This is a genomic window from Micromonospora sp. RB23, assembly GCF_053585025.1.
In genome coordinates this window covers 2,015,633-2,036,523 of the sequence record NZ_CM132111.1, presented here as the reverse complement: position 1 = coordinate 2,036,523, position 20,891 = coordinate 2,015,633, and the positions used below count along the sequence as shown (strand labels likewise).

The following is a 20,891-nucleotide window of genomic DNA, read 5'->3' as shown; positions in this document are numbered from 1 at the left end:
CACCGTCGGGGCCGGCGGGCGACCGCCGGCCCCGACAACACCCGGATCAGCGGCGCGCCGGGTGCCAGCGCCCGGCCGGCGCGGGCCGTTCCCAGACCCGGTCCACCGGCGGGTCCTCGGCCTCGTCCTTGGCGGCGCGGGTCAGGTGGCGCAGTCGCAGCAGCAGGCCCGCCCCGAGCGAGAGCAGCAACCCACCGAGCAGGAACGCCGCCTGCACCACACCGAACCCGCCGGTCTGCGCGACCGGACGGCTGGCCGGCGGGGGCGCCGCGTCGACCGGCTGGTCCACGATCGGTTCCTCGGCCGGAATGCTCTCCTCCTGCGCCGGTTCGCTCGGCGGATCGCTGGGCCGCGCGGGGGTCGGGCTCGGCGTCGGCGTACGGGCTCCGGCGCCCCCGCTCCCACCACCGATCGGGTGACGGTCTGGCGGGCCAACAGGCGCAGGTTGGCGTCGTACGCCTCGGCGGCGAGGGTGACCCGCCCCTGCGTGACGTCCTCGGCGAAGGCCACCCGGTAGCGGGCGGTCACCGTGCGGCCCGGGCAGAGGGTGCCCGGGTCGAGTTGCCGGTCGGTCAACCGGGCCACGTCACCCTCGGTCCGGATCTCCACCGGGAAGTCGCCGTTCTCCTCCACCCGGTCCATCTTCACCTGGTCGAGCCGGATGCCCTGCACCCGGAGCACCATCGACCAGCGCACCTTCGCGCACCCACCGCGCCGGTCCGTCTGCGAGACCACCGCGGAGATCGTGCGCACCTGGTCGCCGGCGGTGAACCGGGCCGGCAGGCCGCTCATCTCGGTTGCGAAGGCCGCCTGTGCCGGCGCCGCCAGGGTCAGCACCACCCCGGCGCTGCCGGCAACCAACGCTCCGAGCCGCAGCGCGTACCGCCACACGACCACCACCACCTCACTCCTTCTCGTCCCTGTAGGGAAACGCTAGGAGGAAACGGGCGGATCACACAGACGGGTGTCTTCGCACCGGACGCCAAGGACGAGGGGGTATTTCACCGACAGTGGTGAACCCGTCACCACTCCCCCGCGACACGCCGGGCGTCGGGTCGCTGGAACAATCGGGCAGGTGTCCGAGCTCTCCAGCACGTTCGTCCGGCTGCACGCCCGGCTGACCCCGGTCCCCTTCGTCCCCGAGGTGCGCCTGCACCAGGCGGACGAGCCGATCGGGCTCTGGGAGCTGACCGAGGGCCAGTTCTCCAGCGACCGGCCGCCGCCGTTCTGGGCCTTCGCCTGGGCCGGCGGGCAGGCGCTGGCCCGCTACGTCACCGACCATCCGGAGCTGGTCGCCGGCCGGCGGGTGCTCGACCTCGCCTCCGGCTCCGGCCTGGTGGCCATCGCCGCCGCCCGGGCCGGCGCGGCGTCCGTGCGCGCCGTCGAGGTGGACGAACTGGCGGTCGCGGCCGTCGCGCTCAATGCCGAGGCCAACGGGGTACGCGTCGACCCCGAGTTCGCCGACATCCTCGACGGCGACGCGGGCGACGCCGAGGTGGTGCTGGCCGGGGACGTCTTCTACAGCGAAGCGATGGCCCGACGGGTGCTGCGGTTCCTGCTGCGCGCCACCCGGGCCGGGGCGCCGGCGCTGGTCGGCGACCCCGGCCGCGCGTTCCTGCCCCGGGACCGCTTCGACGAGCTGGCCACCTACGACGTGCCGGTGCCGGAGGCCCTGGAGAGCGTACGGGTGAAGCGCACCACCGTCTGGCGGCTGCGCCCCGGCCGGCCCGGAGCCGCCGGCTAGCGTGTCGGCGTGCTCTTCTCCGGCTGGGCGTCCGCGGTCGAGGCACCCTGGCCGGACGTCGCCGAGGTGACCGACCACGTCGGTGTACGCCACCTCGTCGTCACCCGGCACGCGCTGGTCCGCCAGGTCCTCGCCGACCCGGAGCGCTACCGACCGGACAACGCCCTGGACGCGGTGACCCCGATGCCGGTGACCGCGCTGCGGGTGCTCGCCGGGCACCGGTTCCGGCTACCGCCGACCCTGGCGAACAACTCCGGCGTCAGCCATCCGCAGATCCGGGGCATCGTGGCGGACGCGCTGCACCCCGCCAAGGTCGCCGCGCAGCGGCCCTGGCTCACGACGCTGGTCCGGGAGCGGGTGACCCGGCTACGGGCCACGCTCGACACCGGCGCGCCGGTCGACCTGTACGCGGACCTCGCCGCCGACCTGCCCCTGCTCGTGCTGGCCCGGCTGGTCGACCTGCCGGACGCCCCGGTCGGCGCGGTGAAGGACTTCGCCCGGGCGGCACTGGAGCTGTTCTGGGCACCGCTGGACGACGACCGGCAGGTGGCGCTCGCCGCCGAGGTGGGCCGCTTCCACCGCGTCCTGCGGGAGTTCGCGGCCAGCGGCGGCGGCCTGGCCGCCGAGCTGCGCGCCGCCGGGCACCCGCCCGACGTGGTGGTCGGCGCGCTCTTCTTCCTGCTGGTCGCCGGCCAGGAGACCACCTCGCAGTTCCTCACCCTGCTGCTGCACCGGCTGGCCGGCGAGCCGGCGGTACGCGCCGCCCTGCGCGCCGGCGACGTCGCGGTGGCCGACGTCGTGGAGGAGGGCCTGCGCCTCGAACCGCCCATCGTCACCTGGCGGCGCGTCGCGGCGGCGGACGGCACGATCGGCGACACGGCCGTACCGGCGGGCACCAGCATCGTGCTGTGGCTCGCCCGCGCCGGCCGCGACCCGGCGGTCGTCGACACCCCGGACGAGTTCGTCCCCGGACAGCGCGGGTCGCGGCGGCACCTGGCGTTCGGGGCGGGTGCGCACCGGTGCGTCGGTGACGTCCTGGCCCGGATGGAGGCGGCCGTGGTGGTGGCCGAGGCGACGCCGCTGCTCGACGGGGTGACGGTGGTCCGGCCGCCGTGGTGCCCGGACAATCTCACCTTCCGGATGCCGGACGCCTTCGTGGTGCGGTCAGTCGAGCGGCCCGCTGACCAGTAGCACGATGCCCCCGACGACCGCGGTGGCGCCGAGAAGCAGGGCGACGCCGCCGACGAGGAACCGCCCGGCGATGAAGCCGACGCCCTGCCGCACCTCAGCCGGAGCACGGTGGGGTGTTCCCCACAGTCGATTCCACGGGTTCCTCGCCAACCGGCGGGCCTCCGCGTCGACGAACCCGAACAGGTTGCAGGTCATCGCCAGCCCGACAAACCCCAGCAGCACGCCGAAGCCGACGAGGGCGAGCACCTGAGCGATCCACCGGGCCATCGGTCGCCTCCGCTGATCGAATCGACTCGCATCCGAGGCTAGGCCTCCCGGGCAAGACCACTCGGGGGCGCGGCCCCTGAGCGTGACCCGCTATGTTTCCGGGCGTGTCATCAGCCTCTCCGCGCCGCATCCCCGCAGTGGTAACGCTTCTGGCCGTGCTGACGCTGACGTCCTGCACAGTCGGCCACGCTCCCACGATCCACGCCCGGCAGATCGCGGCGCAGCCGACCCCGTCCGCCTCGCCGTTCCTGTCGGCCGCGCCGTCGCCGTCGCCGTCGCCGTCTCCGACCCCTCGGCCGGCGCCCGGAAGCCTCGACTGGTACGTGTCGCAGGCGCCGACCTTCCCCGCGGCGCCGCCACCGCAACCGGTGCCGCTGCCGGTGACCGGCCCCATCCCGTTCTGGCACCGCCTGCCGACCGATCAGAAGGTCGCCTTCATCACCATCGACGACGGCGGGCTGGCCCGACCGCCCGCGGTGGCCGACTTCATCTGGCGCGCGCACATCCCGGTCACGATGTTCCTGAACTCGCCCGCCGCCGAGGAGCACGACGTCTACTTCCGCCAGATCCAGGTCGCCGGTGGGATCGTCGAGAACCACACCATCCGGCACAACTCGCTGGCCGGCCGCTCGTACGACTACCAGAAGCGGGAGATCTGCGGGGCTGCGGACAAACTCCAGACGCTGTTCGGCAAGCGGGCGACCCTGTTCCGCCCGCCGTTCGGCGAGTACGACAGCACCACGCTGAAGGCCGCGCAGGACTGCGGCGCGAAGGCGGTCCTGCACTGGTCCGAGACGGTCCACGAGGGCAAGGTGCGCTACCAGACCCCGGAGAAGGTGGTCCAACCCGGCGACGTGCTGCTGATGCACTTCCGGCCGGCGCTGATGGACGACCTTTTGGCGGCGTTGAAGGCCATCCACCGGGCCGGACTCACCCCGGCACTGCTGGAGGACTACATCCGCTGACCCGCACGGCCTGACGAAAGTCAGTGCCGGTGGGTGCCCGCCAATACGGCTTAGAGCGTGTTTGAGATGGTGTGATCAGGTCCAGATGAAGGTGCGGCGGGCTTGGCGGCGGGCGGGTCGACCGCGGGTGATGCGGCGGGTCATACCGGCGATAGCGGCCCAGCGGATGATGGCTTCGGAGACCGCGGGGTGGCGTTCGTAGTCGCGGGCGAGCCGGCGATAGACGGTGAGTCAGGCCAGGGTTCGTTCCACCACCCACCGCCGCGGGTGCACGGCGAAGCCGCATTGGTCAGCAGGCTTGCGAACACGGTGGCAGATCAGCAGGCAGATAACGCCACGGGCACCCGGACCGCACCACGTACAGGATCGCGTTGACGATCTCCCGCCGCGGGTGCTTCTCCCGCCGGCCGTCCGTGTTCGGCTCCGGCAGCAAAGCCTCAATCAGCGCCCACTGGGCGTCGGTCAGGTCGGAGGGGTAGCCACGACGCGTAGACACCACGCCACCCTGCCCGGTCCGCCACCGAAGGTCACGCCACCGCGCCGTCCACAACAGACCTTCTCACACACGCTTAGCCGAGGACTTTCGCCGGCGATCCCGACCCTGACGGAAATCTCGCCCCGGACCTGGTGCACCTTCTGACTGCCGCCCGCGACGAGCTAACCCGGGGCCACAGAGTCAGCAGGGACGCTCTTACCCGATGCCTCCGCCGCAATGGCCACTCCATCCGTAACAGCGGCGTATCCGAACTGCTCTCCGCGCTGCGTCGGGAAACGCGCCCGGCGATCAACACGTCGGGCAGTCCGGATCGCTGCCGCTAGGCCCAGTTGGCCAACAATAAACAATCTCGGCATTGGTCTCACCGGCGAGCCTGTCCGCCAACCTCAGCCCCCATTCCCTCCAAGCCTCATGTTCCCGTTCATCAGCATGCTCGCCGCCTCCGTATTCGCTATGCCGCTCCCACCATTTGCCCCAACGCCACAACTCCTCAGCGAGATCTTGCGAAATCCCCAACCGCAATGGCGTCGACATTCCAGAGAACTCCCAAACGGGAAAAGCCGAGTAGTCAGGGAAGACGTCCAAACGATTAGCGCTCGACGGCCGACCCTTTGGACACCACCGGGCATGCCTTCGAAAATCATCCACGCGCCAGCCTCCACTCAATTCGCGCCATTTCCACGGCGCACACCCTACATGGCGCTCACGAACAGCTACCTCAACACTAATAGACGATCCCATCTGAACGTTCTATGCGTAACCGTAGATTCATCTTCTTGCAACGCGAAGTTCGGCAGCTGGAAGCCATCCCGGGAAGAGGCAGCGCTTCAGTCGATGCTAACCTGCCATCCCGTCTTCTTGTTGCGAGAGGCAAATGAGAAAATCACTTACTCGCGTATTGGTTGTAATCACTGCTCTATTGGCAACGATTGCAGGCTTAGCCACGCCCGCCTTCGCCAGCCGTAATCCGAATCCAATCGACTGGACCATTTTTCAGCACTACTTTGGCCATTGGGGCAACGACGTGCCTCTCAGGATTGGCCAGCACGACTTCGGCGCTATTGCCGGATTTGGCAAAGACCACATCATAGACAAGCACAAGGCTCTTCCCCCCGCCTATGACATTCAGGACACCATCGGTAACAGCGAGTTTTGTGCGGCGAGAGTCGATCAGCGCATCCAGTGCTACAACGATGAAACAATGCTAATGGTCATCTATTCTCCGAACATCGACACGCGGGCCGACGACGGCCTAGCGTTTGGCATCATTACTGCTTACTACACGATGCCATGTTTCGCTGCCGCTACCGCTGCCACCGCCACCCCCAGCGCCACCACCACCGCCACCCCCAGCGCCACCCCCAGCGCCACCGCCACCCCCAGCGCCACCGTCACCCCCAGCGCCACCACCGCCACCCCCAGCGCCGCTGCCGCTGCCGGATGCGAGGGCGACGACGACGGCAGTGACACCGACCATGACATCCCTAACGCGCAGGTCGACTACGACGGCGACTGGTTCAGTGATATCGCCTTGTTCAGACCCGACGCCCAGAACGGGTCTAGTTGGTGGGTTCGGAGTTCACGGACTGGAAGCGGCATCCACGGCGGCACCAAGTACGGTGGTGCGAAGGATATACCGGCTTCTGCTGACTACAACGGTGACGGCTTTACCGATCTGGCCTTGTTTCGGCCTGACTGCACGAACGGATCGGTCTGGAATATCTATAGCCCCCACACCAATACTCAGCTTCTAGCAAATTTCAAATATGGCGGCTGCGCCGATATCCCGGCCCCCGGCGACTACGACGCCGACGGACGTGCGGACCTGGCACTGTTCCGACGCGATTGCTCGACCGGCTCTTCCTGGTCCATCTACAACCTGCGCACCAACAGCAGCCTCGCATCCGGCCTGAAATACGGCGGCTGCGCCGATATCCCGGCCCCCGGCGACTACGACGCCGACGGACGTGCGGACCTGGCACTGTTCCGACGCGATTGCTCGACCGGCTCTTCCTGGTCCATCTACAACCTGCGCACCAACAGCAGCCTCGCATTCGGCCTGAAATACGGCGGCTGCGCCGATATCCCGGCCCCCGGCGACTACAATGCTGACGGACGTGCGGACCTGGCACTGTTCCGACGCGATTGCTCGACCGGTTCTTCCTGGTCCATCTACAACCTGCGCACCAACAGCAGCCTCGCATCCGGCCTGAAATACGGCGGCTGCGCCGATATCCCGGCCCCCGGCGACTACAATGCTGACGGACGTGCGGACCTGGCACTGTTCCGACGCGATTGCTCGACCGGCTCTTCCTGGTCCATCTACAACCTGCGCACCAACAGCAGCCTCCAATCGGGCCTGAAATACGGCGGCTGCGCCGATATTCCCGCGGCCAGTAGTTCCGCCACAATTTGAGCTCCGCGGGGCGGATCCACGCGACGACGTGTGGTTCCGCCCCGCGCGGAGCCAAAGAGTTGCGGGGCCAGCCCTCAGTGCGTGTGCGAGAAGGTCTGTTGTGGACGGCGCGGTGGCGTGACCTTCGGTGGCGGACCGGGCAGGGTGGCGTGGTGTCTACGCGTCGTGGCTACCCCTCCGACCTGACCGACGCCCAGTGGGCGCTGATTGAGGCTTTGCTGCCGGAGCCGAACACGGACGGCCGGCGGGAGAAGCACCCGCGGCGGGAGATCGTCAACGCGATCCTGTACGTGGTGCGGTCCGGGTGCCCGTGGCGTTATCTGCCTGCTGATCTGCCACCGTGTTCGCAAGCCTGCTGACCAATGCGGCTTCGCCGTGCACCCGCGGCGGTGGGTGGTGGAACGAACCCTGGCCTGACTCACCGTCTATCGCCGGCTCGCCCGCGACTACGAACGCCACCCCGCGGTCTCCGAAGCCATCATCCGCTGGGCCGCTATCGCCGGTATGACCCGCCGCATCACCCGCGGTCGACCCGCCCGCCGCCAAGCCCGCCGCACCTTCATCTGGACCTGATCACACCATCTCAAACACGCTCTTAGGCCCGTACGCGCGAACTGGACCGCCTCGGTTGCACATCCGCCGGGGCGGTTCGCCGTTGGATGACCACCCCGGCCCTCATCACGTACACCTCGCGCTTGGCGGTGGCGTCGCCCCTCGCATCGAGCACGTACCCGGTGATCCAGATCCAGTCGTGGTACGGGTCGGGCTCTCCGACCGACACGACGCGCAGCCTCAGCGCCCGGTTCCCGGTGAACTGCGGCGAGCAGGCCGCCCCGATCGGCACCACGTCTCCCGGCTTCACGCCAGCCACCCGAGGAACCGGCGGTAAACGGCGTCGGCGGGAGCCCAGGTCATGTCCTGGGTAGCTGCCGCCAGATGCGACTCCAGGTAGGTCCGGAGGGCTACCGGCGAGGCGGCGTACTCGTCCAACAGCTCCAGGCGGCATGTGGAACAGGGCCAAGGGCGTTCACACGTCTCGCACAGCCACAACGGGAGCACCGGTCCGTGCGTGGCCATCAGCTCTCACCCGGCTAGTGACCCCGGTTGATCGGGATCTTGTGTCTGGCCCGGCAGGGCAGTTCGTTCCCGCACGTGCAGACGTTCCGCCACCTGATCAACGACCACACCGGCTTGTGCCTGCGGGCCAGGGTCATGGCTACGGCCGTCAGGTACTCGGCATATCGGACGCGTCGGGTCATGTGCCCACGGTCGTCGCCCCGGTCGGATTAGTCAACTGGCAATAGCCAAAAGGAAAGAGCGAGTCGCCTTACGTTCGGGCTATGGACCGAGGGCCAGGTCAGCTCATGGGACCGTTCGAGATCGCCGAACGCCTGGGCGTCTCGCGGCAGCGGTTCCAGCAGCTCGCCCGGTACCCGACCTTCCCGAAGCCGTACCAGGAGCTACGGGGCACGAAGGTCTGGTTGGCCGAGGACGTCGAGGCGTGGATCAAGAAGTACCGCCAGCCACGCCCGACCGAGGACGACACGCCGGACTGACTGGATACGGTGACCGCAGTCGACCCACGCTGATCATCGACGCTTCTTCCTTAAGAGTTGCCCTGGCAGCGAGGGTTGGTCGTCTGGTTCGGCCCCATCCGCCACCTGCGGATTGGACGGGCGCAGTCCAGCCAAGCTGTCCAGGATGGCGGGCCGCTCATCTGGCTTGGTGTCACGTAGCGCCATCCCAGCCAAGGCTCGGTCCCGATCGAATTGATCTTGACATGCAGCAGTTTGGCAACCGCCAGCACGACGGCGGAGATGCTTGGAATGGCTGCCCAGAGCCCAGGATCTTCGAGCCCCGGGGCCTCCATGGTCTCGTTGCCTAGGCAACGCCGATCATGGACGCCCTCGCGTCTGTTTGCGGTCCCACATCTCTTGGAATCGATCATCTAGGGCAGATCTTGGACACTTATCGTTAGCTAACGGAAAGTGTCCAAGATTGCCAGCAATGGCGGGTGAGGCGGCTGGAGGTCGGGTCGCCGATGGGCGTTCGGCGGTTCAGGCCCCTTGGAAAAGATCAGGTGTTCAGCTGCTCTCCTCGGCCCAGACCCGCCAGTCGTCGAGCACCCCGTGCAGCGCCGGCGTGAGCCAGCCCGGCGCGGACCGCCGGAAGACCCCCGGGTCGATCGCGCCCGCGCCGGCCGGCACCGCGCCCAGCAGATTCGGCACCAGGTCGGTCAGGTTCGTCCAGTGCACCAGCTCCGGTGCCGCCGGCCAGGCGCCGATCACCACCCCGGCCGGCACCGCCCGGCGGTCCAGCGCCTCCAGGGTCAGCGCCGTGTGGTTGAGCGTGCCCAGCCCGGCGCGGGCGACCACCACCGCGGGCGCGCCGAGCGACACCGCCAGGTCGGCCATCGTCCAGGGCTCACCGGACGGGCGCAGCCCCATCGGCACCAGCAGACCGCCGGCCCCCTCGACGAGGACCAGGTCGTGCTTGTCCGCCTCCTCGCGGACGGCGTCCACCGCCGTGTACAGCTCCAACGGCGGCAGGTCCGCGACCCGGGCCGCCGCCAGCGGCGCGAGCGGGTCCGGAAAGCTCGCCAGCGTACGGCCGGTCAGCGGGGCCGCCAGCCGGTTGATCACGTCCACGTCCCCCGGCTCACCACCGGCCGTGCCGGTCTGGCCCGGTTTCACCACCGCCACCCGCAGGCCGGCGGCCTGGGCGGCCGCCGCGATCGCCGCCGTGACCACCGTCTTGCCCACCTCGGTGTCGGTGCCGGTGACCAGCACCGGCCCCTCCCACGCCGCATCGCTCATGGGGCACAGTCCACGATGACGTCCAGCGCCCGCTCGAAGTCCGCCCGCGGCACGCCCGCGCTGACCGTGAGGCGCAGCCGGGAGCGGGTGTCCGGGGTCGACGGGGGGCGGAAGCAGCCCACCGCGACGCCCCGGTCCCGGCAGTCGGCCGCCCAGGCCGTCGCGGCCTCCGGGCCGGGCGCCGCCACCGAGATCACCGCGGCGTCCGGCGCGGAGACGGGCAGTCCGGCCGCGCGCAGTCGACCGACCGCCAGCGCCACCCGGTCGGCCACCTCGGCGCGCAGCTCGTCACCGGCCCGGGCCAGCTTCAGCGCGGCGTGCACCCCGGCCGCCACGGCCGGCGGCAGCGCGGTGTCGAAGATGAACGTACGGCCGGTCTCGACCAGGTGACGGACGAACTCGGCCGGGCCGGCGACCACTCCACCCGCCCCGCCGAGCGCCTTGGACAGGGTGGCGGTGACCACCACGTCCGGCTCGCCGGCCAGCCCGGCGGCGGCCACCGCGCCCGCTCCGGACGGGCCGGTGACGCCGAGCGCGTGCGCGTCGTCGACCAGCAGCAGCGCGCCGTAGCGGCGGGCCACCCTGTGGAGCTCGGCCAGCGGCGCGAGGTCGCCGTCGACCGAGAAGACCGACTCGGTGACCACCACCGCCGGGCGTCCCGGCGCGACGGCCAGGGCCGCCGCCACCGCCGTCACGTCGGCGTGTGCGCTGACCACCGTCTCGGCGCCCGAGATCCGGCAGCCGTCGATCAGCGACGCGTGGTTGTGCGCGTCCGAGACGAGCAGGGTCCGGGGCTGCACGAGAGCGCGCAACGCGCCCAGGTTCGCCAGGTAGCCGGAGGAGAACACGAGAGCCCGGTCGGTGCCCAGCCACTGCGCCAGGTCGGTCTCCAGAGCGTGGTGCGCGTCGGTCGAGCCGCGCACCAGACGCGAACCGGTCGCGCCCAGCCCGTACGCCGACAGCGCCGCCGTGGCCGCGGCCGTGACCTCCGGGTGGGTGGCCAGGCCGAGATAGTCGTTGCCGGCGAGGTCGGTCATCCGGTCGTCGGCGGGACGCGGGTGCAGCCGCCGGGTCAACCCCGCCTTCGCCCTCAACTGCGCGCGACGATCGAGCGCCGCCAGCCAGTCCGCCACCGTCACCCCTTCACCGCCGTCCGCGCCGGTCACGCCGACGTCCGCCGGGCGAAATTACCACCCGGCGCCGTCGCGGAGACGAATCCACTCGGTACGCGAGGCGCAGCACCGGGGAACGCCGGCCCGGGGACACCGATCACCACGTACCGTCAGAAGATTGTCACGCACGGTCGCCGCGCGGGCGGCGCGGCCCGCCGCCGCCGGTCGGGCGCCGACGGCGGGTCATACCCGGCGGACCGGGGGCCTTGTAGGGTACGAGCCATGCCAGAGATCCTCGACCAGGCCCGCACCCAGGTCCTGGGTGACGGCGTCGGCCTCGACCAGGCCGGCGTCCTCGCCGTGCTCAACCTGCCCGACGAGCACCTGCCCGCCGCCCTGCAACTCGCGCACGAGGTACGGATGCGGTGGTGCGGCCCCGAGGTCGAGGTCGAGGGCATCGTCTCGCTGAAGACCGGCGGCTGCCCGGAGGACTGCCACTTCTGCTCCCAGTCGGGGCTGTTCACGTCCCCGGTGCGCTCGGTCTGGCTGGACATCCCGTCCCTGGTCGAGGCCGCGAAGCAGACCGCGAAGACCGGGGCCACGGAGTTCTGCATCGTGGCGGCCGTACGCGGTCCGGACGCGCGGCTCATGAAGCAGATGCGCGAGGGCGTGGCCGCCATCAAGGCCGAGGTCGACATCCAGGTCGCCGCGTCGCTGGGCATGCTCAGCCAGGAGCAGGTCGACGACCTGGTCGACATGGGCGTGCACCGCTACAACCACAATCTGGAGACCTGCCGGTCGTACTTCCCGAACGTGGTCACCACCCACTCGTGGGAGGAGCGCTGGGAGACGCTGCGGATGGTCCGCGACTCCGGCATGGAGGTGTGCTGCGGCGGCATCCTCGGCCTCGGCGAGACCGTCGAGCAGCGCGCGGAGTTCGCCGCGCAGCTCGCCGAGCTGAACCCGCACGAGGTGCCCCTGAACTTCCTCAACCCGCGCCCCGGCACCCCGCTCGGCGACCGTCCGGTGGTCGAGGGCAAGGACGCGCTGCGGGCCATCGCCGCGTTCCGGCTGGCCATGCCGCGCACCATCCTCCGGTACGCGGGCGGCCGGGAGATCACCCTCGGCGACCTCGGCACCCGCGACGGTCTGCTCGGCGGCATCAACGCGGTGATCGTCGGCAACTACCTCACCACGCTGGGCCGGCCGGCGACCGCCGACCTCGACCTGCTCGACGAGCTGAAGATGCCGGTCAAGGCCCTCTCCGCCACGCTGTGACGACCATGACGACGACCTCCGACGCCGAACCGACCCGCAGCGGCGGGCCGGCGTCGGAGGCCGTGCTCTGGTGCGACAGGTGCGGCGAGGCCGCAGCCGACGGCCCGCACCCGGGCTGCGCGGCGGCCCGGCAGTTGGAGCCGCCGCGTTACTGCCCACGCTGCCGACGCCGGATGAAGGTGCAGGTGCTGCCCGTCGGGTGGTCGGCGGTCTGTGTCGAGCACGGCGAGAGCAGGGGCTGAGCCGGTGTTGCGCGGGCGTGCGGTGACCCTGCGACCGGCGACGGTCGCGGACGTGCCCGCCCTCGCGGCCATCCGGGCGCACCCGGAGGTACGCCGGTGGTGGCGCGGCGGCGACGACCTGACCGCCGCGGTCCGCGCCGACCTGGGCGACGACGACCTGACGCTGTACGCCATCGAGCACGACGGCCGGGTGATCGGCGCGATCCAGTGGTACGCCGAGTCGGACCCGGACTACCGGCACGCCAGCCTGGACGTGTTCCTCGACCCCGAGTCACGCGGCGCGGGTCTCGGCGGGGACGCCATCCGCACCCTGGCCCGGCACCTGATCGACGAGTACGGCCACCACCGGTTCACCATCGACCCGGCGGCGGCGAACAGCGCCGCCATCCGGGCGTACGCGAAGGTGGGCTTCCGTCCGGTGGGCATCATGCGCCGCTACGAGCGCGGCGAGGACGGCCGCTGGCACGACGCCCTGCTGATGGACCTGCTCGCGGACGACCTCACCGACTGAATCGGACAGGCGTGCCCGGCACCACACGGTGCCGGACACGCCCGTTGTTTCCCGTGCCTAGCGCTGGAGGGTCAGTACGCCCGGCCGCCACGGCAGCCGGTTGTAGTCGCCGCCCGCACCGGGGTCCTTGCCCTGGTACAGCAACTGGAGGTTGCAGGCGTCGACGGTCTTGGTCTGGTCTGGGTTGGTGCGGACCAGGTCACCGTGACTGATGTCGTTGGTCCACGTGGCGCCGCTGTTGGCCTTGCCCGCGAACGGGTTGCTCTCGGTGGCGGCCTGCGGGGTCCACGAGCCGCCCAGGCTGGTGGACGTGAACGACCGGAAGTAGCGTCCCTGGCTCCCGATCGCCTCGACGATCATCAGATACTGGTTCTGGCCCGCCACCTTGTAGACCTCGACGCCCTCGAACAGGTTGTTGGTCGAGTCGGTCATGATCGTCGTGTAGGTCGAGCCGAAGCTGCCCGGGAAGTTCCCGAGCGGCATGCTCGACCGGTAGATCTTGCCGTTGTCCCCGGCGAAGAACAGGTACATGTTCTGGTCGTCGCCGATGAGGGTCTGGTCGATCACCCCGTACGGGGCGTCCGAGAGGGTGGCGGTGGACAGTGTCTGCGCCGAGGACCAGCCGTTGGCGTTGGTCGGGTCGCTCGACGTCTTGTAGCTGAACGAGGTCGGTCCCCACTGGTACGCCAGCACCCAGATGTTCTTCGGGGCGAAGTACAGCAGCGTGGGCGCCACGGTGCCCTGGCTCATTCCGTTCTGGCTGGCCGCGGCCATGTCGGACCAGTTGGTGAACGTGCCGAAGTTCATCGAGCTGTACTGGCCGCTGCTGTTGACGTAGGACCCGTAGACCAGGTGCTGGCCGTTGTAGACCACGTTGGTGAAGTCCTTGAGCGAGAGCCATCCGTTCTTGGGGCTCGCCAGCGCGCCGGTCGACGACCACCGGTAGGTCGACGGGAGCGCGCAGCCACCCGTCGGCGGCGGCGTGGTGGTCGGCGGCGGCGTGGTGGGCGGCGTGGTGGTCGGCGGGGTGCCGCCACCGAAGTCGGTCCGCCACTGCTGGTTGGTCTGCCCGTGGCAGTCGTACAGCTGGACCTGCTGGCCGTTACCGGTGCCCCAGACGTCCAGGCAGCGGCCGGACTGCACACCGGTGATGGTGCCGTTGGAGTTGATGTTCCACTGCTGGTTCGCCCCGTTGTTGCAGTCCCAGATGATGATTCCGGTGCCGTTGGCGGTGGCCGCGCCGTTCGCGTCGAGGCACTTGCTGCCGTACACCCGCAACTGCTTGCCACTGGTGTAGGTCCACTGCTGGTTCGACTGACTGTTGCAGTCGTAGAGCTGGACGCGGGTGCCGTTGGTCTGCGTGGAGTTCGGCACGTCGATGCACCGGCCCGACTGCACGCCGACGATCCGGCCGGCACCGCCGCTCGGCGGCGGGCTCGTGGTGGGGCTCACCGTCGGGCTCACGGTCGGGCTGACCGTCGGGCTCACGGTCGGACCCGAGGTCGGCGGGGCCGCGTTGAGCGCGTTGAGGACGGAGGTGTAGGCGGCCTTCTTGTTGCCGTTGCCGTCGAAGAGCAGCGGGCTCTCGTTCGAGCGCCAGGAGTCGCTGTCGCGTACGCCCCAGACGGTGATGCCGATGCAGCGCGGCACGTTCAGGCACGCCTGGGTGAGCCCGGCGTACTGGGTGGTGGAGGAGTTGGTGACGTCGACCTCGGTCAGCGCCACGTCCACGCCGAGCGCGGCGAAGCTGGACAGCGTGGTCTGGAAGTTGCTCGGCAGCGAGCTGCCGCCGGTGAAGTGGGTCTGCAGACCGACGCAGTCGATCGGCACGCCGCGGGACTTGAAGTCCTGGATCATGCGGTAGACGCCCTGCGTCTTGCCGTACGACCAGTTCTCGATGTTGTAGTCGTTGTAGCAGAGCTTGACCGACGGGTCGGCTGCTCGCGCCGTCCGGAACGCCACCTCGATCCAGTCGTTGCCGGTGCCCTGGAGGTTCGAGTTGCGGCGGCTGCCGTCCTCGTTGAACGCCTCGTTCACCACGTCCCACGCGGCGAGCTTGCCCCGGTAGTGGCCCATCACGCCGTTGATGTGGTCGATCATCGCCTGGCGCAGGCTGCTGCCGCTCAGGCTCTGCATCCACCCCGGCTGTTGCCCGTGCCAGGCCAGGGTGTGCCCTCGGACCTTCAGGCCGCGCTGGGTCGCCCAGTTGTAGATCTGGTCACCGGAGCTGAAGTTGAACTGGCCCCGCTGGGGCTCCGTCGCGTCCGGCTTCATCTCGTTCTCGGCCGTGATCATGTTGAACTCACGTGCCGCGATCGTGCTGTACGTCGAGTTGCTGAGCCGGCCCGCCGCGATGGCGGTGCCGAAGTACCGGCCCGACTGCGCGGCGGCCGCGCCGAGCGTGGTCGCGGCGGCGTTCGCCGAGGGCATCATCACCGCGACGGCGGCCACGGTCACGACGCTGAACGTGCCGGCGAGCAGCGCCCGGACGACTGGCGATCGCCGTCGCCTGGTCCCGCCGCGTTGAACGGATGGGGTCATTGCCATCTCTGCCTCCTTACTGGCCTGCACCCAAGCCGCCGAGGCGGGGACGACCAGATGTCTCAGGAAAATATTTATCTCAGTCGATGTTCATATCACGCGACCGGCCCGGGCAATGAAGGTTTCGGAAAAGTTTCGGAAATGTGTTGGGCTGGCGCGGCAGGACGTGGCCGGCCACGCCGAGCCGGTCACCTCCGAGACGGTGACCGGCCGCGACGACGTGGCCCGGCCTCAGGCGATGGCGCAGGTGGTGTTGTTGACGGTGAAGGCCGTCGGCTTCGGGTTGCTGCCGCTGTGCGAGCCGTTGAAGCCGAAGCTCACCGACGCGCCCGGCGCGATCGTGCCGTTGTAGGACAGGTTCGCCGCGGTGACCGCCGCCCCGGACTGGCTGACCGTCGCCGACCAGCCCTGGCTGACCGTCTGCCCGTTGGCGAAGCTGAACCGCAGCGTCCAGCCGTTGATCGCGGCGGTGCCGGTGTTGGTGATCGTCACCGTGGCGGTGAAGCCGGTGTTCCAGTCCGTCGTGGCGTACCCCACCGAGCAGGTGCCGCCGACGGGCGGCGCCGCCGTGGTCACCGCGACCGGCGCGGACGCCGCGGAGGTGTTGCCGGCCGCGTCGACGGCCACCACGTAGAACTGGTACGCCGTGGAGGCGGTCAGCCCGGTCACCGCGAGGGTGCTGCCGGTCGGCGACCCGATGAGCGCGTCGGTCGTGCCGGCCTCGCGGTAGACCCGGTAGCCGGTGACGCCCACGTTGTCGGTGGACGGCGTCCAGGCCAGGGTGAGGCCGGTGGCGGTGACCGCCGAGGCGACCGGCGTGCCGGGCGTGCTCGGCGCGGTCGTGTCGGTGGAGCCGGTCGGCGGCGTGGTCACGGTGAGCACCGGCGAGGCCGCCGAGGTGTTGCCCGCGCCGTCGCGGGCCACGACGGTGAACTCGTACGACGTCGCCGGCAGCAGCGTCGAGATGGTCAGCGTCGTGCCGGTGACCGGCCGGACCACGACCGTGTCGCTGTTGACCTGGACCTCGCGGACGTCGTAGCCGGCCAGGCCGCTACCGCCGGTGTCGGTGGACGCCGACCAGGTCAGCGTGACCGAGCGGGACGCGAGACTGGACGCCACCGGCTTGCCCGGGACGCTCGGCGCGGTGGTGTCCGGCACGACCGGCCCCGGCTCGTCACCCCAGACGCGGGTGCTGCCGGCGTAGAGCGGAACCTTGCGGTTCGGGCCGGCGGTCGCCTGGTACGACGGGTCGTTGGTCGGATCCCAGGTGCCGCCCTCCGGCACACCGATCTTGAACTGGACCTCCATCCGGTGCGCCGACTGGCCGGCCGGGGCGATGGTGTAGCCGGTGCAGTCCACCTCGACGTACCAGATTTCGCCGCTGAACTGCTTGGCGGTGGTCGGCGACGGGCAGCCCTGGGTGTAACCGGAGGTGACCTGCACCGGACCGCTGCCGTCGGGCCGGAAGTAGTACCGGAACTTCCCGTTGGTCAGCGCTCGCGCCGGGAACGCCGACTTGTTGTAGACGATCGCCTTGAGGCCGGTGGCCCGGGGTTCGGCCTGCATGACGGTGGTCTCCACGGTCAGCTCGTCGATGTCCGGCGTCTCGGCGACCGGGAAGTTCGCCAGCGGGGTGCCGCCGTACTCGGAGGTCAGCCGGACCAGCGCGGACGTGAAGCCGGCGTTGTAGTCGGTGGCCACCTCGTTCATCACATAGTCCGACCGGCTGTCGCTGTACGCGTCGTTGGCCGAGGACGGGCCGCCGACCAGCGCGCCGTAGAGGGTGTGCCGGGTCTCGACGGGCACGGTCTGGCTGTCCCACCACGAGCCGTGCGCGGTGCGGTGGTGCGGGTTCTTCGGCGCGTTGGCCCCGAACCCGATCACGTAGCTCGAGTTGCGCGGATTGTCGCCGAGCGCGTAGTTGATCTGCCGGACGGCGAAGTCGTGGTACCGGGCCTTGCGGGTGGCGTCGGTGGTCTTGTCGCTGTAGACAAGCGCGGCGAAGGAGGTGTTGGCCGCGTAGCGCAGCGCGCCCCAGGAATCGAGCACCGCCATCCCACCGGGCGAGTACGGCACGCGCTGCCCGTTCACCCCGACCGTCCAGTAGTCCAGCCAGCGGTTGGCGTCATCGACGTACTTCTGCTTGCCGGTCAGGTTCGCCAGCAGCACGTACGCGCCGAACTGCTTGTTGTCCCAGGCGATCGTCCACTTGTACGAGCGGGTCGTGGACTGCGGCTCGGTGCCGAGCTTGTCGTACTCACTCTCGGCCTTGCTCAGGTAGCTCGCGTCGCCGGTGGCCCGGTAGAGCCAGATCGCGGCCCACACCAGCTCGTCCTGGTAGCCGCTCCACGACTTGTAGAACGAGGCCGCGTCGGTGATGCACTCGCTGTAGGCCTTCCGCACGGTGTCGGCGAACGTGTAGAGCTGCCGGGCGTGGGTGAGCAGCTTGTCCGCGTAGGTCGCGTCGGTGGGCCGGAACACCATCGAGGAGGCCGCCATCGCGGCGGCCGTCTCCCCCGCCAGGTCCGCGCCGCCACAGCTCGCATCGATCTTGTACGCGGGCCGCGCCATCGGCAGCACCTCGGCCGGGCCCCACCACTTGTGGTCGTCGTCGCCCTTGCCGACCTGTCCGTAGAGGACGTTCGCCGACGGGTGCGCCTTGATGAAGTAGTCGTTGACGAAGCGCAGGTTGTTCAGCAGGTGCGGGAGCTGGCCGGAGGCGCTGTAGCCGCTGCGGTACTCCACCGCGCCCCAGGCGAGCATGGTGGCGCTGAACGCCATCGGGAAGCCGAACTTGACGTGGTCGCCGGCGTCGTACCAGCCACCGGTCAGATCGACTCCCGTGCCGGCCCCGTCGGTGAGGGCGCTGTCGCCACGCCAGGAGACGCGGTTCCAGTCGGGCAGTTGGCCGGACTGCTGTGCCTCGTAGAACAGCAGCGACTTCTGCAACGCCTCGGCGTAGTTGAAGGCGGGCGCGGCGGACGCGGGAGCGGGCGTCGGCGCGGCGACCGCGAGGGACGCGCCGGTGAGCAGGGCGATGCCGACGGCCAGCAGCCGCCGGGGCCACGGTTGGTCGGCGACGGGCGACCGGCCGGGGTGGCCGGTGGACGGCCGGGTCAGGTGGCGCATGAAGGGCTCCTGTGGGGAGGCGCCGCCGGCGGTCGCACCGACGCGGGACGGCGTGGGGGCGGCACGGCCACCGGCGACAGCGGGGGTGGCGGTGTGACCACGGGGCGCATGGAAGCGCTCCCATGGATAACCGACAATGTAATGTGCACCCCGCCGATTGGGAAGCCCGTGTCGGGCGCCGCCGTCAGGCTCGCTGCTGGCCTCCCGGGACGACCACCGCACGAGCGCCCGCCACAGGCACCCCGAGCGGCACGGTCAGCGTGAGCAGACCGCCGTCCCGCTGCACCGAGCTGGGCCGGTCCAGCCGACGCAGCATCCGCAGCATGGGCGCGTTGTCCGCCCGTACGTGCAGGACCAGTGCCGCGTACCCGGCCCGGTCGGCGTGCGACACCAGCCGGCGCAGCAGGGCCGAGCCCAGGCCACGGCGCTGCCAGTCGTCGCGTACCAGGAGCGCCACCTCGGCCTCGTCGCCCTCGCCGAGCAGGTTCGCCATGGCGACCACCGCGCCGTCGGAGTCGGTGGTCGTGGCGACCAGGGTGAGCCCGCGACTCGGCTCCAGCAGGCGGCGCAGCCGGGCCGGCGGCGGCAGTGCCGCCCCGCTCAGGTAGCGCCGCTCCCGACTGCGCGGGGAGCACGCCTCGTGCAGCTCCACCACACCCGACAGGTCGTCCGCGCACGCCGGCCGCACGGTCACCTCGACACCGTCGGGCAGCACCAGGGCGACGTGCTCGACAGCTCGGCGGGTGACGGTGGCGGCCAGCTCGACCAGGGCCTGCGCCCGGGCGTACTCCGCCGGGGTGAAGGCGGGCGCGGCCCGGCGCAACGCGAACGTACCGCCCGCCGGATCGGCCAGCACCATGCTCGTGTCGGTGGCGCCCCGGTCCGCACCGGCCGCCGCCGGACGCCAGCTCACCGAATCCGCGCCCAGCAGGGTACGCAGCGCCTCACCCGTCGCGTCCGGGTCGCGTACGAGCCGGTTGGCCAGCCCGAGCACCCGGGTGGGCTGGTCGGCCAGGCCGCGCGCCTCGCTGCGCGCCACCCAGCAGTCCCGCCCGCGACCCCGCTCGACGGCGGCGATCAGCCCGGCCTCGTCGAGCGCGTCCGGCGCGTCGACCAGAAAATCGTCCACCGCGCCCTGCTCGGTGGGCTGCACCTGCACCGTGAGGATGTTGACCCCGCGCAGCGCGAGGCTCGCCGTGAGGACCGACAGATAGCCGGGCCGGTCGTCCACTGTCGCTCGGATCCGCCACAACGTCATGGTTGGCTCCCTTCCCCACCCAGAGCCTCGCCCGCTGCTGTTGCCGCCCGGTTGCTCGCCGGTGTCGACCCGGGAACTCCTCGCGCTGGTCAGGGACCGGCGACCACCGGGGGCGCACCGACCAGGTCCAGCCGGTCGCCCAGGATGACCGCGCTGGCCCGGACGAGCTGGGTGAGCCGGTCGACCTCCGTGCTGTGGAAACCCGCGGCGCAGAGGGTCTCGTTGTGCTCGCGGGCCACCACCAGCACCAGACCGGCCCGCCCGAACGGGGCGATCGCGTAGTGGGTGCCGTCGGGTGCGGTCATCGACCGACCGCGCAGCGGGGTCACCTCCGGCAACCGCGGCGGTACGGGAGCGCGCCAGCTCGCGTGACCGACGGTGGCCCCGCCACCCCCCGTACGCGACGCCCAGTCCGCCGGCACCACGGCCGCGACCGCCCAGTCGGCCGCCAGCAGCCCCGGCACGGCGTCCACCAGGGTCGCCAGGCCGTCGGCCGGGTTCGCCGCGACCTGCGCCAGCAGCTCCGCGTCCTGGCCGGTGGTGGTGGGCGCGCCGATCGCCCGCCACACACCGTCCACCCGTACGCCCGGGATCGCCGCGAGACCGGCCAGCAGACGCTCGACCCGCGCCGCGCCGGGCCACACCACCGTGAAGTCGTCGACCGCGCGCCCGCCGAGACGCTCCAGGACCACGACCTGAACGATGTCCGCGCCGGAGACACCCAGCGTGCGGGCTACCTGGCCGAGGGTGCCCGGACGGTCCGGCAGGGTGACCCGAACTCGCAGCAACATGTCTGTCCCTCCGCTCGGCGGGCCGGCGACGGCCGGCAGGCTCACAACAGCCTGCCGGGTGACCATTTCGTCCCTGTTGCAGAGGCATATCCCGAGCGGAAATTCCGGCGGCTGGTGACAGGGTGGAACCGGAC

General features: G+C 70.5%; 18 protein-coding genes and 3 pseudogenes. 10 read left to right on the top strand and 11 right to left on the bottom strand.

Annotated elements, in window-relative coordinates; genetic code table 11:
* Positions 1 to 46: 46 nt before the first annotated feature.
* Positions 47 to 190 carry a hypothetical protein gene (locus tag ACTFTM_RS09430; RefSeq protein ID WP_449565423.1) on the bottom strand — a complete coding sequence of 48 codons (144 nt, stop codon included), beginning with the start codon at positions 188 to 190 and terminating at the stop codon, positions 47 to 49.
* Entirely contained in the window at positions 142 to 903 is a 762-nt protein-coding gene (locus ACTFTM_RS09425) for a hypothetical protein (RefSeq protein ID WP_449565422.1), read from the bottom strand. Before ACTFTM_RS09425 ends, ACTFTM_RS09430 begins: the two co-directional genes overlap by 49 nt.
* A gap of 172 nt (positions 904 to 1,075) precedes the next feature.
* Here ACTFTM_RS09425 and ACTFTM_RS09420 point away from each other — a divergent pair, with 172 nt between their 5' ends.
* Both ACTFTM_RS09420 and ACTFTM_RS09415 read left to right on the top strand, forming a co-directional pair.
* A complete protein-coding gene (locus ACTFTM_RS09420; RefSeq protein ID WP_449565421.1) occupies positions 1,076 to 1,744 on the top strand; it encodes a class I SAM-dependent methyltransferase in 669 nt (222 codons plus the stop codon).
* A 9-nt stretch (positions 1,745 to 1,753) separates the two neighbouring features.
* Complete coding sequence (locus tag ACTFTM_RS09415; RefSeq protein WP_449565420.1) at positions 1,754 to 2,935, top strand: cytochrome P450; 1,182 nt, start codon at positions 1,754 to 1,756, stop codon at positions 2,933 to 2,935.
* Here ACTFTM_RS09415 and ACTFTM_RS09410 read toward each other — a convergent pair.
* Entirely contained in the window at positions 2,909 to 3,202 is a 294-nt protein-coding gene (locus tag ACTFTM_RS09410) for a hypothetical protein (protein ID WP_449565419.1), read from the bottom strand. The genes ACTFTM_RS09415 and ACTFTM_RS09410 overlap by 27 nt on opposite strands.
* A gap of 155 nt (positions 3,203 to 3,357) precedes the next feature.
* Between ACTFTM_RS09410 and ACTFTM_RS09405 the strand changes: the two genes are divergently transcribed.
* Positions 3,358 to 4,167 carry a polysaccharide deacetylase family protein gene (locus ACTFTM_RS09405; protein WP_449565418.1) on the top strand — a complete coding sequence of 270 codons (810 nt, stop codon included), beginning with the start codon at positions 3,358 to 3,360 and terminating at the stop codon, positions 4,165 to 4,167.
* 75 nt (positions 4,168 to 4,242) lie between these two features.
* On the opposite strand, the pseudogene ACTFTM_RS09400 reads toward ACTFTM_RS09405, so the two are convergent.
* A pseudogene (locus ACTFTM_RS09400) lies at positions 4,243 to 4,666 on the bottom strand (transposase).
* A gap of 98 nt (positions 4,667 to 4,764) precedes the next feature.
* Here ACTFTM_RS09400 and ACTFTM_RS09395 point away from each other — a divergent pair.
* From ACTFTM_RS09395 to ACTFTM_RS09385, 3 genes and pseudogenes are all read left to right on the top strand, one after another.
* Positions 4,765 to 4,986: pseudogene (locus ACTFTM_RS09395) on the top strand (hypothetical protein); the annotation flags it as partial.
* A gap of 551 nt (positions 4,987 to 5,537) precedes the next feature.
* A complete protein-coding gene (locus ACTFTM_RS09390) occupies positions 5,538 to 7,079 on the top strand; it encodes a hypothetical protein (protein WP_449565417.1) in 1,542 nt (513 codons plus the stop codon).
* Positions 7,080 to 7,228: 149 nt separating this feature from the next.
* A pseudogene (locus ACTFTM_RS09385) lies at positions 7,229 to 7,652 on the top strand (transposase).
* A gap of 22 nt (positions 7,653 to 7,674) precedes the next feature.
* Here the strand turns inward: ACTFTM_RS09385 and ACTFTM_RS09380 are convergent.
* A complete protein-coding gene (locus ACTFTM_RS09380; RefSeq protein WP_449565416.1) occupies positions 7,675 to 7,941 on the bottom strand; it encodes a hypothetical protein in 267 nt (88 codons plus the stop codon).
* A 478-nt stretch (positions 7,942 to 8,419) separates the two neighbouring features.
* On the opposite strand from ACTFTM_RS09380, the gene ACTFTM_RS09375 reads away from it, so the two are divergent.
* Positions 8,420 to 8,635 (top strand): helix-turn-helix transcriptional regulator, encoded by a 216-nt coding sequence (locus ACTFTM_RS09375; RefSeq protein WP_396802652.1) that lies wholly within the window; start codon positions 8,420 to 8,422, stop codon positions 8,633 to 8,635.
* 528 nt (positions 8,636 to 9,163) lie between these two features.
* Here ACTFTM_RS09375 and bioD read toward each other — a convergent pair.
* Both bioD and ACTFTM_RS09365 read right to left on the bottom strand, forming a co-directional pair.
* On the bottom strand, positions 9,164 to 9,895 hold the full coding sequence (gene bioD / locus ACTFTM_RS09370; protein WP_449565415.1) for a dethiobiotin synthase: 732 nt from the start codon (positions 9,893 to 9,895) through the stop codon (positions 9,164 to 9,166).
* The gene (locus ACTFTM_RS09365; protein ID WP_449566587.1) at positions 9,892 to 11,028 is read right to left on the bottom strand and encodes an 8-amino-7-oxononanoate synthase; all 1,137 of its coding nucleotides are present in this window, start codon (positions 11,026 to 11,028) and stop codon (positions 9,892 to 9,894) included. Before ACTFTM_RS09365 ends, bioD begins: the two co-directional genes overlap by 4 nt.
* Positions 11,029 to 11,289: 261 nt before the next feature.
* On the opposite strand from ACTFTM_RS09365, the gene bioB reads away from it, so the two are divergent.
* From bioB to ACTFTM_RS09350, 3 genes are read left to right on the top strand one after another with little or no spacing between them, the layout of a single operon-like run.
* Positions 11,290 to 12,285 (top strand): biotin synthase BioB, encoded by a 996-nt coding sequence (gene bioB / locus ACTFTM_RS09360; RefSeq protein WP_449565414.1) that lies wholly within the window; start codon positions 11,290 to 11,292, stop codon positions 12,283 to 12,285.
* Between the two features lie 5 nt (positions 12,286 to 12,290).
* Entirely contained in the window at positions 12,291 to 12,527 is a 237-nt protein-coding gene (bsaP, locus tag ACTFTM_RS09355) for a biotin synthase auxiliary protein BsaP (RefSeq protein WP_449565413.1), read from the top strand.
* 4 nt (positions 12,528 to 12,531) lie between these two features.
* Positions 12,532 to 13,038, top strand: a complete 507-nt coding sequence (locus tag ACTFTM_RS09350; protein ID WP_449565412.1) for a GNAT family N-acetyltransferase — start codon at positions 12,532 to 12,534, stop codon at positions 13,036 to 13,038.
* A gap of 57 nt (positions 13,039 to 13,095) precedes the next feature.
* Here the strand turns inward: ACTFTM_RS09350 and ACTFTM_RS09345 are convergent, their stop codons facing one another.
* From ACTFTM_RS09345 to ACTFTM_RS09330, 4 genes are all read right to left on the bottom strand, one after another.
* A complete protein-coding gene (locus tag ACTFTM_RS09345) occupies positions 13,096 to 15,585 on the bottom strand; it encodes a non-reducing end alpha-L-arabinofuranosidase family hydrolase (protein ID WP_449565411.1) in 2,490 nt (829 codons plus the stop codon).
* A gap of 225 nt (positions 15,586 to 15,810) precedes the next feature.
* A complete protein-coding gene (locus ACTFTM_RS09340) occupies positions 15,811 to 18,708 on the bottom strand; it encodes a glycoside hydrolase family 9 protein (RefSeq protein WP_449565410.1) in 2,898 nt (965 codons plus the stop codon).
* A 184-nt stretch (positions 18,709 to 18,892) separates the two neighbouring features.
* Positions 18,893 to 19,966, bottom strand: a complete 1,074-nt coding sequence (locus tag ACTFTM_RS09335) for a GNAT family N-acetyltransferase (protein WP_449565409.1) — start codon at positions 19,964 to 19,966, stop codon at positions 18,893 to 18,895.
* An 89-nt stretch (positions 19,967 to 20,055) separates the two neighbouring features.
* Positions 20,056 to 20,757, bottom strand: coding sequence for an ACT domain-containing protein (locus ACTFTM_RS09330; RefSeq protein WP_355051760.1), 702 nt, complete (start codon positions 20,755 to 20,757; stop codon positions 20,056 to 20,058).
* Positions 20,758 to 20,891: the final 134 nt, after the last annotated feature.